Origin of the sequence: Nocardioides sp. N13(2025), from assembly GCF_051912545.1 — a bacterium.
Lineage (GTDB): Bacteria > Actinomycetota > Actinomycetes > Propionibacteriales > Nocardioidaceae > Nocardioides.
In genome coordinates, this window is record NZ_CP196809.1 from 1,597,765 (window position 1) to 1,610,645 (window position 12,881).

General features: G+C 72.0%; 14 protein-coding genes. All 14 read left to right on the forward strand.

Annotated features, from left to right (window positions below; translation table 11 throughout):
* Positions 1–114 precede the first annotated feature (114 nt).
* The 14 genes from ACS3YM_RS07615 to dxs all read left to right on the forward strand — a co-directional run bounded on the left by ACS3YM_RS07615 (position 115) and on the right by dxs (position 12,872).
* Positions 115–2,916, forward strand: a complete 2,802-nt coding sequence (locus ACS3YM_RS07615; RefSeq protein WP_439939469.1) for an aconitate hydratase — start codon at positions 115–117, stop codon at positions 2,914–2,916.
* The gene (locus ACS3YM_RS07620) at positions 2,913–3,497 is read left to right on the forward strand and encodes a hypothetical protein (RefSeq protein ID WP_439939470.1); all 585 of its coding nucleotides are present in this window, start codon (positions 2,913–2,915) and stop codon (positions 3,495–3,497) included. The genes ACS3YM_RS07615 and ACS3YM_RS07620 overlap by 4 nt, the downstream gene beginning before the upstream one ends.
* 83 nt (positions 3,498–3,580) lie before the next feature.
* Positions 3,581–4,948, forward strand: coding sequence for a hypothetical protein (locus ACS3YM_RS07625; protein WP_439939471.1), 1,368 nt, complete (start codon positions 3,581–3,583; stop codon positions 4,946–4,948).
* Complete coding sequence (locus tag ACS3YM_RS07630) at positions 4,935–5,429, forward strand: SigE family RNA polymerase sigma factor (RefSeq protein ID WP_439939472.1); 495 nt, start codon at positions 4,935–4,937, stop codon at positions 5,427–5,429. The genes ACS3YM_RS07625 and ACS3YM_RS07630 overlap by 14 nt, the downstream gene beginning before the upstream one ends.
* Entirely contained in the window at positions 5,426–6,067 is a 642-nt protein-coding gene (locus tag ACS3YM_RS07635) for a DUF3105 domain-containing protein (protein ID WP_439939473.1), read from the forward strand. The genes ACS3YM_RS07630 and ACS3YM_RS07635 overlap by 4 nt, the downstream gene beginning before the upstream one ends.
* 59 nt (positions 6,068–6,126) lie before the next feature.
* Positions 6,127–6,801: a hypothetical protein gene (locus tag ACS3YM_RS07640; protein ID WP_439939474.1), complete on the forward strand. Its 675-nt coding sequence runs from the start codon at positions 6,127–6,129 to the stop codon at positions 6,799–6,801.
* 22 nt (positions 6,802–6,823) lie between these two features.
* A complete protein-coding gene (locus ACS3YM_RS07645) occupies positions 6,824–7,129 on the forward strand; it encodes an MTH1187 family thiamine-binding protein (protein WP_439939475.1) in 306 nt (101 codons plus the stop codon).
* Positions 7,119–7,523, forward strand: a complete 405-nt coding sequence (locus tag ACS3YM_RS07650; protein WP_439939476.1) for a YjbQ family protein — start codon at positions 7,119–7,121, stop codon at positions 7,521–7,523. Before ACS3YM_RS07645 ends, ACS3YM_RS07650 begins: the two co-directional genes overlap by 11 nt.
* A 3-nt stretch (positions 7,524–7,526) precedes the next feature.
* On the forward strand, positions 7,527–8,057 hold the full coding sequence (locus ACS3YM_RS07655) for an SRPBCC family protein (RefSeq protein WP_439939477.1): 531 nt from the start codon (positions 7,527–7,529) through the stop codon (positions 8,055–8,057).
* A 10-nt stretch (positions 8,058–8,067) separates the two neighbouring features.
* The gene (locus ACS3YM_RS07660) at positions 8,068–8,685 is read left to right on the forward strand and encodes a GNAT family N-acetyltransferase (protein WP_439939478.1); all 618 of its coding nucleotides are present in this window, start codon (positions 8,068–8,070) and stop codon (positions 8,683–8,685) included.
* Positions 8,686–8,808: 123 nt separating this feature from the next.
* Complete coding sequence (locus ACS3YM_RS07665; RefSeq protein ID WP_439939479.1) at positions 8,809–9,141, forward strand: hypothetical protein; 333 nt, start codon at positions 8,809–8,811, stop codon at positions 9,139–9,141.
* A gap of 20 nt (positions 9,142–9,161) precedes the next feature.
* Positions 9,162–10,040, forward strand: a complete 879-nt coding sequence (locus ACS3YM_RS07670) for an NUDIX domain-containing protein (RefSeq protein ID WP_439939480.1) — start codon at positions 9,162–9,164, stop codon at positions 10,038–10,040.
* Positions 10,037–10,951: an SMP-30/gluconolactonase/LRE family protein gene (locus ACS3YM_RS07675; RefSeq protein WP_439939481.1), complete on the forward strand. Its 915-nt coding sequence runs from the start codon at positions 10,037–10,039 to the stop codon at positions 10,949–10,951. The genes ACS3YM_RS07670 and ACS3YM_RS07675 overlap by 4 nt, the downstream gene beginning before the upstream one ends.
* Positions 10,952–10,967: 16 nt before the next feature.
* Positions 10,968–12,872, forward strand: a complete 1,905-nt coding sequence (dxs, locus tag ACS3YM_RS07680) for a 1-deoxy-D-xylulose-5-phosphate synthase (protein ID WP_439939482.1) — start codon at positions 10,968–10,970, stop codon at positions 12,870–12,872.
* Positions 12,873–12,881: the final 9 nt, after the last annotated feature.

The window sequence follows — 12,881 nt, forward strand, 5'->3', positions numbered from 1 at the left end:
ATCTTGACGTCAAGATATTGCGACGTCAGAACTTAGGGCCGCCCGCCTTCCCGTTGCTCCGACTGCGACGGCAAGATGGGCGTGAACCCGCGAACTCCCGAGGAGATGTGGCTGATGGCCAGTCAGGACAGCTTCGGTGCCAAGGGCACCCTGGACGTGGACGGAAAGTCCTACGAGATCTACCGCCTGGATGCGGTGAAGGGTGAGGGCCTCGACGTCGAGAGCCTGCCGTTCTCGCTCAAGGTGCTCCTCGAGAACCTGCTCCGCACCGAGGACGGCGCCGACATCACCGCCGACCACGTCAAGGCGATCGCCGGCTGGGACGCCAGCGCCGCTCCGGACCAGGAGATCCAGTTCACGCCGGCGCGCGTGATCATGCAGGACTTCACCGGCGTGCCCTGCGTCGTCGACCTCGCCACGATGCGCGAGGCGATGGCCGAGCTCGGTGGCGACGCCACCAAGATCAACCCGCTCGCCCCGGCCGAGATGGTCATCGACCACTCCGTCATCGCCGACGTCTTCGGCTCTGCCGACGCCTTCGAGCGCAACGTCGAGATCGAGTACGAGCGCAACCGCGAGCGCTACCAGTTCCTGCGGTGGGGCCAGGGCGCCTTCGACGACTTCAAGGTCGTCCCGCCGGGCACCGGCATCGTGCACCAGGTCAACATCGAGCACCTCGCCCGCGTGGTCATGGTGCGCGACGGCGTCGCCTACCCCGACACCTGCGTCGGCACCGACTCCCACACCACGATGGTCAACGGCATCGGCGTGGTCGGCTGGGGCGTGGGCGGCATCGAGGCCGAGGCTGCGATGCTCGGCCAGCCCGTCTCCATGCTGATCCCGCGCGTGGTCGGCTTCAAGCTGTCCGGCGAGCTGCCCGAGGGCTCCACGGCGACCGACCTGGTGCTCACCATCACCGAGATGCTCCGCGAGCACGGTGTCGTCGGCAAGTTCGTCGAGTTCTACGGCGAGGGCGTCTCCGCGCTGCCGCTGGCCAACCGCGCCACGATCGGCAACATGAGCCCGGAGTTCGGCTCGACCATCGCCGTGTTCCCCATCGACGAGCAGACGGTCGACTACCTCCGCCTCACCGGCCGCTCGGAGGAGCAGCTCGCCCTCGTCGAGGCGTACGCCAAGGAGCAGGGCCTCTGGCACGACCCGAGCGCCGAGCCCCGCTTCAGCGAGCGCCTCGAGCTCGACCTCTCGACGGTCGTCCCCTCGCTCGCCGGCCCGAAGCGTCCGCAGGACCGCGTCGAGGTCACGGAGGCCAAGGAGTCCTTCCGCGCAGCCCTGGCCGACTACGTCACCGAGGGTGACGACGACCCGGACGACGCGGCCGAGGCCACCGGCTACGACGAGGCGGTGGAGGAGTCCTTCCCGGCGTCCGACTCGCCGAGCCACTCCAGCGGCAACGGCGCCCCCGCCCACGCGCACGGCGTCAAGGGCGCGGGACGTCCCAGCAGGAAGACCACGGTCTCCCTCGACGGCCAGGAGGTCGAGATCGACCACGGCGCCGTCGTCATTGCGGCGATCACCTCCTGCACCAACACCTCCAACCCGAGCGTGATGATCGGTGCGGCGCTGCTGGCCAAGAACGCGGTCGAGAAGGGCCTGTCCCGCAAGCCGTGGGTCAAGACCTCGCTCGCGCCCGGCTCCAAGGTCGTGTCCGACTACTACGACCGCTCCGGCCTCACGCCGTACCTCGACAAGCTCGGCTTCAACCTCGTCGGCTACGGCTGCACCACCTGCATCGGCAACTCCGGCCCGCTCATCCCCGAGGTGTCGGCGGCGGTCAACGAGGCCGACCTCGCGGTCGTCTCGGTCCTGTCGGGCAACCGCAACTTCGAGGGCCGGATCAACCCCGACGTGAAGATGAACTACCTCGCGTCCCCGCCGCTGGTCGTGGCCTACGCCCTGACCGGCTCGATGGACGTCGACCTGTTCGACGACCCGCTGGGCCAGGACTCCGACGGCAACGACGTGTTCCTCAAGGACATCTGGCCGAGCCCGCAGGAGGTCGAGGAGACGATCGCCCGCGCGATCACCTCCGACATGTTCGGCTCGTCCTACGCCGACGTCTTCAAGGGCGACGAGCGCTGGCAGTCCCTGCCCACCCCGGAGGGCAACACCTTCGAGTGGGACGAGGACTCCACCTACGTCCGCCGTCCTCCCTACTTCGACGGCATGCCCGACGAGCCCGAGCCGGTCACCGACATCGCCGGTGCCCGGGTCCTGCTCAAGCTGGGTGACTCGGTGACCACCGACCACATCAGCCCGGCCGGTGCCATCAAGAAGGACAGCCCTGCCGGCAAGTACCTCGCCGAGCACGGCGTCGAGCAGCGCGACTTCAACTCCTACGGCTCGCGCCGCGGCAACCACGAGGTCATGATCCGCGGCACGTTCGCCAACATCCGCCTGCGCAACCAGCTCGCGCCGGGGACCGAGGGTGGCGTGACGAAGGACTTCACGAAGGACGGCGAGGTCACCAGCGTCTTCGAGGCGAGCGAGCACTACCAGGAGGCCGACACCCCGCTGGTCGTGCTGGCGGGCAAGGAGTACGGCTCCGGCTCGTCGCGCGACTGGGCGGCGAAGGGCACCGCGCTGCTCGGTGTGAAGGCCGTCATCGCCGAGTCCTACGAGCGGATCCACCGCTCGAACCTCATCGGCATGGGCGTGATCCCGCTGCAGTTCCCGGAGGGCAAGACGGCCGCCGACCTCGGCCTGACTGGCGAGGAGGAGTTCACCATCACCGGGATCACCGAGCTCAACGAGGGCCGCACGCCCAAGACCGTCAAGGTCGAGGCCGGCGACGTCGAGTTCGACGCGGTCGTGCGCATCGACACCCCCGGTGAGGCGAACTACTACCGCAACGGCGGGATCATGCAGTACGTCCTGCGCAACCTGCTGCGCGGATGACCGACCCCGCTGCGGTGTGGCGCGGCCGCGTCCAGGACCACCTGGACGCGGCCGGCCGCCCGCCGGTCGGCGGCATGGCCGACTGGGAGGTCTTCCCCTTCGAGCGCGACGGGCTGACCCCCAAGCCGCTGGGTGAGCGGGTCGTCCCCGAGCCCTCGCGCGCCCGCACCGTCGACGCCTGCGGGACGTGCAAGGCGCTGGCCCGCGACGACCTCGTCCTCCACACGGGCACGCGCCTGTCGGTGATCCGCCCCGGAGGCACCAGCCTGATGTTCGTGGCCAACGTCGTGGCCCGTGACCACGAGCGCCTCGACGACCTCGACGAGGCTGCCGACGAGGAGCTCGGCCGGCTGGTGGCCCGCACCTACCGCGCGCTTCGTGCCCTGCCCGGCGTGGGCAACGTCCAGGTGTGCAAGTGGGAGAACGGCGGCGGCCACCTCTCGGTGAACGTCCTCGCCCGGCCGCTCGGCGTCCTCGAGCTGCGCGGCTCCAACCTGCCGATCTGGGCCGACATGCTGCCCGACATCCCGCAGGACGAGTACGACGAGCGCGCGGAGGCCGTGCGCGCGGCGCTCGCCTGAGAAATCCGCCTCCGGCCCCCTCCTGTCGAGCGTGTCGGTGCGTGTGGACGTGTGAGGCTGCCCGCACACGGAGGAGAACAGCGATGTCCGCACCACCCGGCGACGTCACCGACCGGCTCGAGCGCCTGGCTGCGTACGCGCCCGCGGGCGGCCTCGATCCCGACGCCGTCTGGGCGCGCGGGCGTCGACGACAGCGCGCACGCCTCGGCTCGGTCCTGGCCGCGCTGGTGGTCGTGGGGCTGCTGGGCACGACGGTCTCGCCGCTCCTCGTGGAGCGCGCCCAGCGGGTGGCTCCGGCGGGCGGGGACGACCGGATGGTGCTTCCCGACGTGATCCGCCAGCCGGGCGGCTGGGAGCCGGCGTTCGACAGGACGCCGGGGCGCCTCTCGGCCGTCGGGATCGGCACGAGGTCGGGCCTGTGGTCCGACCGCAACGCCTTCTGGGGCGTCTCGGCGATGACGGGGGAGTCCCGCTTCCTCGATCTCCCGGGGGCGGTCGTCGACAGCGGGGGCGAGCCGACGCTCTCCGCCGATGGCCGGAGGGTGGCGTACTGGGTGACCGGCGAGGTCTCGGGGGAGCCGCTCGCACCGGGGAGCAGCGGGGCCGACGACGCGACCCCGGTCGTCGGGGTGGCGGTGCTGGACCTCCAGACCGGCAAGCGTGAGGTGTGGCGCCTCGACTCCGAGCACGGGTTGTGGCCCAGCGGCCTGGCCTGGGCCGGCGACGTGCTCTGGTGGTCCGCGGGCCCGGTGCGTGTCTCCGGGGACGGAGGGTTCGCCTCCCGCCCGCGAGCTCGCACGTGGGACGTCACGACCGGTGAGCGCGACGAGCCGGACGGTCCGTCGGCGAGGGTCGGCGCGAACGCTGTCGGCGCCGCGCCGGACGGGTTCGTCGAGCAACCGTTGCGCGGGCGCCTGACGCTGGTGACCCGCGCCGCCGAGCCACGGGCGATCCGGCTCGTCCTCCCCACTGGCTCGCCCGGTGCCGCCGGCACGACCGACGCCACGATCAGTCCCGACGGCTCTCGCGTCGCGGCGTTGCTGATGCCTGATGCGAGCACCTACGACGACGCACCCAAGCAGGTGCTCGTCGCGGACCTCGGCGACCAGCGGGCAGCCCTGCGCCGAGTCGGGGACGAGGCCGCCCAGGCAGTCCTGGGCTGGCGCTCGCCCACCCACCTCGTCGTCGCCGGCCTCGACGAGGTGGAGGAGGGTCGGCCCCGCCGCGCGAGTCGGGCGTGGGCGCTGGACCTCACCACGGGCGAGCGGGCGCCCCTCGCGGAGTTCGCGGGCAACACCCCGCAGGTCGCCGCCGAGGCGTGGACCGCCGAGGTCGTCCCCGCACCGGACGCGCCGTTCGCGCCCGACCCCCGGCTGGTCGGGCTCGGGCTCCTGGGCGGGGCGTGGGTGGTCTGGCAGGTCCTCCGGAGGAGGCGTCGTGGCCACCCCTGACGGGTTCGCCGAGTTCGTCGTCGCACGGCAGGCCGCCCTCCTGCGGACGGCGTACCTCCTGACCGGTCACGCGCAGGACGCGGAGGACCTGGTGCAGACGACGCTGGTCAAGGTCGTGCCGCAGTGGCGCCGGATCCGGGATGACCCCGAGGCCTACGTCCGGCGGGTGATGGTCAACGAGAACATCTCCCGGTGGCGGCGCCGGCGCTGGCGCGAGCAGAGCACTGACACCGTGCCCGAGCAGCTCGCGCACGAGCCGGACCGGGCCGAGCTGATGGCCGTGCGCGACGCGTTGCGCACCCTCGCACCACGCCAGCGCGCGGTCATCGTGCTCCGCTACTACGAGGGGTTCTCGGAGGCCGAGATCGCCGCCACCCTCGGCATCGCGCAGGGCACGGTGAAGTCGCAGGCCCGCGCCGGGCTCGCGAGCCTGAGGCGGGCGCTCCCGGCCGAGGACGGCGTCGGTAGCCTGACGTCGTGAGCCACGAGGGACCCGGACCGGAGCTGCCCGACGCGCCCGTCGAGGCCGAGGCAGGGCAGACACGCCTTCCCCTCCTGCTCGCCACGGTCGGCGCAGCCGTCGTGCTCGGCGCGGCGCTCGTCGCGCCCCTGGTCGACAAGGCCCTCCGCGGTGACGAGCAGGCGCAGCGCGCGCTCGACCTCAGCCTCGTCGAGACGTGGGAGATCACCAACCGCGCCCACACGACGGAGGACGTCGTCTATCCGCAGGATCCGCCCGCCGGAGGCGCGCACGCGCCCATCTGGCTGGAGTGCGGTGTCTACGGCGAGCCGGTGCGCGAGGAGAACGCCGTGCACGACCTCGAGCACGGCTCGGTCTGGATCACCCACGACCCCGAGCTGGGCGCCGACGACGTCGAGGCGCTGGCCGCGCAGCTGCCCGACAACGGCATCATGTCGCCGCGCGAGGACCTCCCGTCGCCCGTCGTGGTCACCGTCTGGGGCGCGCAGCTGCGGCTCGACGGGGCCGACGACGAGCGGCTGCGCCTCTTCCTCGAGGAGTACGGCGACGGCCACACAGCGCCGGAGTACGGGGTGACCTGCCAGGGGGGAACGCCCGATCCCCAGGGTGGGCTGCCCGAGCAGGGCGCCGACGCCTGAGGCACGAGTGAGTACGACGGCGGATCCGCCGCCGTCCTGCTGAGGTGCACCCTCCGGAGATGCAGACCCTCGCCCGTCGCTCCGCCGTCCTCGTCATGGGCCTCGTCGCCCTCGGCCTCCTGGTCGTGCTGCTGTCCACCTCGTGGGGCCTTGCGTCCGAGTACGGCACCGGCAGCGGCTCCCTGGCGGTCTTCGCCGTCCTGCCGATCGGGGCAGCCGCGTGCGCGGCTGGTCTGGCCCGCCCGGGACGGGCCACGGCCGTCGCGCTCGTGGGCTTCGTCGTGGTGACGATCGCCGGGCTCCCGGTCAGCGCGGAGCTCGGACAGCGGGACCGGCACGAGCGGTTCGTCGCCGAGGACGCGTCCTTCACCTGCAACGGGCCGAACGCCGAGGCCGACATCCCGGCGGAGGTCGACGGCGCGTTCCACGTCCCCGCGCACCCGGCGGGATTCACCCTCTATGGACCTGTCTCGTCCTCGCAGGTCGGGTGCACCGCGGCCATCCACGGCGACGATCCGGCTGCCTCCTTCGCAGCATGGCGTGGGTCGCTCCTCGACACCGGTTGGAAGGTCGAACGCGACGACGCGGAGGTGGTCGTCGTGGACGACGGCGTTCGCCTGACCCTCTACGTCGACCAAGGCCTCTCGATGCTCAACGCCACGGCGGTAGATGCCGACGTGTGCGCCGACGGACGCGCCACGACGCACGACGACGGCCGGGTCTCCGCCTGCTGACGAAGGTCGCTAGCGTGACTGCATGATCGTCGCCTTCTCCATCTCGCCCATGTCCGGTGACTCGACGGGCTCGGTGACCGACGCCGTCGCGGCCGCCGTCCGGGTGGTCCGCGAGTCCGGCCTGCCCCACGAGACCAACGCGATGTTCACCAACATCGAGGGGGAGTGGGACGAGGTGATGGCCGTGGTCAAGCGCGCCGTCGACGTGGTCGCCGAGGTGTCACCGCGTGTCGGACTTGTCCTCAAGGCCGACATCCGGCCCGGCTACACGAACCAGCTCACCGCCAAGGTCGAGCGCATCGAGGAGGCGCTGTCCGGTGGACAGTGAGACCCGCAGCTATCGCACCGGCGGCGAGGAGGTCGTGCGCGACCTGACCCGCGACGCCGCTGACTTCGTGTCGGGTCGCGGTGACGGCCTGCTGCACGTGTTCGTGCCACACGCCACGGCCGGACTGGCGATCATCGAGACCGGCGCAGGCTCCGACGACGACCTGCTCGCCGCACTCGGTGACCTGCTGCCCGCGGACGACCGCTGGCGACACCGGCACGGCTCGCCCGGGCACGGACGCTCGCACGTGATGCCGGCGATCGTGCCGCCCCACTGCACCGTTCCGGTGCTCGACGGACGGCTGGCGCTCGGCACCTGGCAGAGCATCTGCCTGGTCGACCTCAACGTCGACAACGACGAGCGCGAAGTGCGCTGGTCCTTCATCCAGGGCTGAGCGATGGACCGAGCACGGGCGACCGAGGGGGAGCGGGCCGACGTCCTGCCCGGCGACGAGCTCCTGCCGGCCGAGGTCGTGATGGATCGCGGCTTCGACCTCGACGCCCCGCCGGAGAGCGTCTGGCCATGGCTGGTCCAGCTCGGCAAGCACCGGGCCGGGTGGTACCTGCCGGCGGCCGTCGAGCGGCTGGTCCCACCCTCACGCCGAGCCCTGCGGCACGTCGAGCCGCGGTTGCTCGAGCACGAGGTGGGCGATGTGATCCCCGACTGGGGCGGCGCCGACGCGACGTTCACCCTCGCAGCCATCGACCCGCCCCGCACCCTGCTCTACACGTCGCGGCGCGGTGCGACCGACCTCACCTGGTGCCTGCGCCTGACGCCCATCGTGGGCGCGGGGGGGACGCGCGTGCACCTGCGGCTGCGGCTGGCGCCGGTCCGACACCGCCGGCTGGCCACGACGCTCGGCGGCCTGGTGGACGCGCTCACGGTGGCGGGGCTCGCCGCCGGTCTGCGGGAGCGCGTGGGTCGCTAGCGTGACGCCGGTGAGCCACTCCGCGACCACCTTCGAGATCCGACCGGCCGCACCCGAGGACGCCGACGACGTGCTGCGGGTGATCCGCGCCGCATTCGGGGCGGATGCCCCCGCGCACGGCGACCAGGTCGCCGACCTGTGGGCCGAGGTGCGGGCCGGCGAGCTCCTGCTCGCAGAGCTCGTCGCAACCGTCGAGGGTGAGGTCGTCGGCCACGTCGGGGTCAGCCACTGCTGGCTGGACGCGCGCCGGGAGCTCGTCGACATGGCGGTGCTGAGCCCGCTGAGCACCCAGCCGGCCCGCCAGAGGTCGGGGATCGGCACCGCACTGGTGGCTGCGGCGATCGAGAGCGCTCGCGGGCTCGGTCGGCCGGCGCTGTTCCTCGAGGGAAGCCCGGCGTTCTACGGCGACCGCGGCTTCGCCCGGGCCGGTTCGCTCGGCCTCGAGCCGGCGTCGAGGCGCACCCCGGAGGCGGCGTTCCAGGTCGTCACCTTCGACTCCTACGCAGACTGGATGACCGGGCGCCTGGTCTACCCCGACGTCTGGTGGCGACACGACTCCGCCGGTCTACGGGATCCTGACCTCGCCCGTCTCGAGGACCTGTTCGCGCGCGAGCTCCCATCTGCCTGAGACCGCGCGCATCGAACACATGTTCGATAGACTGCCCGCGTGTTCCCCACTCCTCAACCCCGGCAGCGGCCCACACCGCCGCAGGGGCACCGCGGCGTCGCTCCACCGGGGTGGCCGCGTCAGGTGCGACCGCCCGACGCCCCGGACTGGGAGGTCACGGCCGCCAGCTGGCTGCTCGACCTGTGCCCGCCCGACTATCGGCGGTTCTCCGGGCTGCGCCGGCACGTCGTCGTGCTGGCGAGGTTCGCCGTGCTCCACGTGGAGGCGCAGCAGCTCGCGACGCGCCGCGGCCTCAGCGAGATCCGCGGAGACCTGAGGGACGTCGCCGACGAGGCCGTCGTCGAGGCCGCGGTGCAGACCTTCCAGCTCGAGGACGCGCGCCTGCTCGCCGTACGTCGCGAGGTGGGCCTGGTCGAGGAGGCGCTGCGCGGGCGGCGCTACCGGGTCCGCATGTGAGGGCTGACTAGGGTCGGGGAATGCATCGCACCGACTTCGTGCAGGTCACCCTCGTCGACCCACGCGGCCGGGTGCTGATGCAGGAGCGCGACGAGCACGCCCCGGTCTGGCCGGAGATGTGGTGCTTCCCCGGTGGCGGCCTCGAGGGCGACGAGTCGCCCGTCGCTGGCGCCGTGCGCGAGCTGGCGGAGGAGACGGGAGTCGTGGTGACACCCGAGGACCTCGCGGACCTCGGGCTCTTCGAGCTGGTGACGGACGACCGCGGCACCTTCCACTTCCACGCCTTTGTCGCGCGTACGACGCTGAACGACCGCGACGTCGAGTGCCACGAGGGGCGGCAGATGCTGTTCGTGGACGCCGACCACCTGCTCGACGCCGACCTGGTGCGCTCGACCGCCATCGTCGCACCGCACCTGCGGACGTGGATCGAGCAGCACCCGTTCGTGCCGAGCGACCGGCGCTTCGCGGGGATCGTGCTGGTCGACCGCGGCGGCCGGATCCTGCTCCAGGAGCGCGACGAGCACCCGCGGATCGATCCGGAGAAGTGGGGACTCGCCGGCGGTCACGTGGATCCGGGTGAGGACTTCGAGACCGCCGCCTACCGCGAGCTCGAGGAGGAGACCGGTGTGGTGCTCGCACCGGGCACCCTGGAGCTGCTCGGGGAGTTCGTGGTCGACCACCGGGAGGCCTACGGCACCTGGGACGTCATGCAGGTCTTCATCGCCGCCACTGACCTCACCGACGCCGACATCGACTGCCGCGAGGGACGCCAGATCGTCTTCGTCGACCCAGACGTCGCCCGCCACCTCGACCTCAGCGCAGCGGCCGTCGACATCGTCCCGACCCTCCTCGACTCCGACGACTACAGCCGGCTCATCGACCACCAGGAGCAGCCATGACCTTCACCGTGCACCCCGTCCCGTCCATGGGCGCCGAGGACGTCCTGGTCGGCACGGACGGCACCGTCTGGACCGGCACCGAGGACGGCGCGCTCTGGGCGCTCGACCCGGCGACCGGCAGCACCCGCCGCGTCGCGGACACCGGTGGTCGCCCGCTCGGCATCGAGCTCCTCGCCGACGGGCAGCTCCTGGTCTGCGACGCCGAGCGCGGGCTGCTCCGGGTCGACCCCGGCTCCGGGGAGGTCACCGTCCTCCTCGACCGGGTGGACGGCAAGCCCATGAAGTTCTGCAACAACGCCGCGGTCGCTGCCGACGGCACGATCTGGTTCAGCGACTCGTCCCTGCACCACGGCGTGGACCAGTGGAAGGACGACTTCGTCCAGGACACCCGCACCGGCCGCCTCCTGCGGCTCGACCCCGACGGCACCGTCGAGGTCGTGCTCGACGACCTGGCGTTCGCCATCGGCGTCGCGCTCGCGGTCGACGAGTCCTACGTCTGCGTCGCGGAGACGCGCGGCAGGACCGTCGTACGCCTGTGGCTCACGGGCCCGCGCGCGGGGACCCGGGACCACCTCGTCGCCGGCCTGCCGGGCTATCCCGACAACATCAGCCGGGGCAGCGACGGCATGATCTGGGTCACGCTCGCCAGCCCGGTCGACGGGTTGGTCGAGCGACTCGGGTCGGCCCCGCTGGTGCTGCGCAAGGCGGTGACCCGGGTCCCGGAGGCGCTGCAGCCCAAGCCCCGCCGCACGATCCGGGTCCAGGCCTACGCCGCTGACGGCCGGTTGGTGCACGACGTGGACATCGACCACCCGGGCTACCACATGGTCACCGGCGTCCGGGAGCACCACGGCAAGGTGTGGATGGGGAGCCTCCACGAGCCGTCGGTGGCGGTCTACGACCTGCGATGAAATAGACTCGGCCGACATGGCACTCCTCGACTCGATCGCGTCCCCGCGTGACCTCCGTGGGTTGTCGGCAGAGCAGCTGGACGAGCTGGCCGCCGAGATCCGCGACGTCATGATCCGCACCGTCGCGACGAACTCCGGACACCTCGGGCCGAACCTCGGGGTGGTCGAGCTGACGTTGGCCATCCACCGCGTCTTCGACTCGCCGCGCGACCGCGTCGTCTTCGACACCGGCCACCAGTCCTACGTGCACAAGCTGGTCACGGGCCGCCACGCCGACTTCGGCACCCTGCGCAAGGAGGGTGGTGTCAGCGGCTACCCGAGCCAGGCCGAGTCCGAGCACGACATCGTGGAGAACTCCCACGCCTCCACCTCGCTGTCGTACGCCGACGGGCTGGCGAAGGCCTACGCCATCCGCGGCGAGGACCGGCACGTCGTCGCCGTCATCGGCGACGGAGCCCTGACCGGCGGCATGGCCTGGGAGGCGCTCAACAACATCGCGATCGCGAGGTCGAGCCGGCTCGTCATCGTCGTCAACGACAACGAGCGCTCCTACACACCCACCATCGGCGGCCTCGCCACGGCGCTCACCTCGCTGCGCACCAACCCGCGCTACGAGCAAGTGCTCGACCTGGTGAAGAAGCGCCTCAACGCGGTGCCGGGCGTCGGGCACGCGGCCTACGACGCGCTGCACGCGGTCAAGAAGGGCATGAAGGACGCGCTCGCGCCGCAGGGCCTGTTCGAGGACCTCGGCCTCAAGTACGTCGGCCCGGTCGACGGACACGACCGCCACGCCATGGAGCAGGCGCTGTCCAACGCGAAGCGCTTCGGCGGCCCGGTGATCGTGCACGCCATCACCCGCAAGGGACAGGGCTACGACCCCGCGCTGCGCCACGAGGCCGACCAGTTCCACGCGCCCGGCCCCTTCGACGTCCAGACCGGCGCCGAGAAGCCCAAGGGCAAGATCTGGACCGACCACTTCTCCGAGGCGATCGTCGACCTCGGCACGCGTCGCGAGGACATCGTCGCGATCACGGCCGCGATGATGCACCCGGTGGGCCTCGACACCTTCGCCGAGAAGTTCCCCGAGCGCACCTTCGACGTCGGCATCGCCGAGCAGCACGCCGTCACCTCCGCTGCCGGTCTCGCGATGGGCGGCCTCCACCCCGTGTTCGCGGTCTACGCGACGTTCCTCAACCGGGCCTTCGACCAGGTCCTCATGGACGTCGCGCTGCACAGGTGCGGCGTCACCTTCGTGCTCGACCGCTCCGGCGTGACGGGCGACGACGGCGCCAGCCACAACGGCATGTGGGACATGTCGATCCTCCAGGTCGTGCCGGGCCTGCGCCTCGCCGCCCCGCGCGACGTGACGCGGCTCCACGAGCTCCTCGACGAGGCCGTGCTGGTCGACGACGCGCCCACGGTCGTCCGCTTCCCGAAGGGCCCGCCGCCCGCAGACGTGCCCGCGATCGACCGCGCCGGTGGCGCCGACGTGCTGGTCCGCGAGGGCGACCAGGACGTGCTGGTCGTCGCCGTGGGGTCCATGTGCACCACGGCGGTCGAGGTCGCGTCGCGGCTGACCGCGCAGGGCATCGGGGTCACGGTGGTGGACCCCCGGTGGGTCAAGCCGGTCGACCCGGCGATCGTCGAGCTCGCCCGCGACCACCGGCTGGTCGTCAGCGTCGAGGACAACGGGCGTGTCGGTGGCTGCGGGGCGACGCTGCTGCAGACCCTCAACGACGCCGGGGTGCATACGCCGTTCCGCCTGCACGGCATCCCGCAGGAGTTCCTCGACCACGCCAAGCGCGACGTCATCCTGGCGCGGATCGGACTCGATGCGCAGACCCTCGCCCGCGACATCGTCGAGGACGTGACCGCGCTCGACCAGGGGCTCGCCCTCGTCGAGGCCGACCACACGGCCTGAGAGCCGGTC

Coding starts and splice junctions, on each gene's coding strand:
- ACS3YM_RS07615 (WP_439939469.1), top strand. CDS start 115: ATGGCCAGTCAGGACAGCTTCGGTGCCAAGGGCACCCTGGACGTGGAC.
- ACS3YM_RS07620 (WP_439939470.1), top strand. CDS start 2,913: ATGACCGACCCCGCTGCGGTGTGGCGCGGCCGCGTCCAGGACCACCTG.
- ACS3YM_RS07625 (WP_439939471.1), top strand. CDS start 3,581: ATGTCCGCACCACCCGGCGACGTCACCGACCGGCTCGAGCGCCTGGCT.
- ACS3YM_RS07640 (WP_439939474.1), top strand. CDS start 6,127: ATGCAGACCCTCGCCCGTCGCTCCGCCGTCCTCGTCATGGGCCTCGTC.
- ACS3YM_RS07645 (WP_439939475.1), top strand. CDS start 6,824: ATGATCGTCGCCTTCTCCATCTCGCCCATGTCCGGTGACTCGACGGGC.
- ACS3YM_RS07655 (WP_439939477.1), top strand. CDS start 7,527: ATGGACCGAGCACGGGCGACCGAGGGGGAGCGGGCCGACGTCCTGCCC.
- ACS3YM_RS07670 (WP_439939480.1), top strand. CDS start 9,162: ATGCATCGCACCGACTTCGTGCAGGTCACCCTCGTCGACCCACGCGGC.
- ACS3YM_RS07675 (WP_439939481.1), top strand. CDS start 10,037: ATGACCTTCACCGTGCACCCCGTCCCGTCCATGGGCGCCGAGGACGTC.
- dxs (WP_439939482.1), top strand. CDS start 10,968: ATGGCACTCCTCGACTCGATCGCGTCCCCGCGTGACCTCCGTGGGTTG.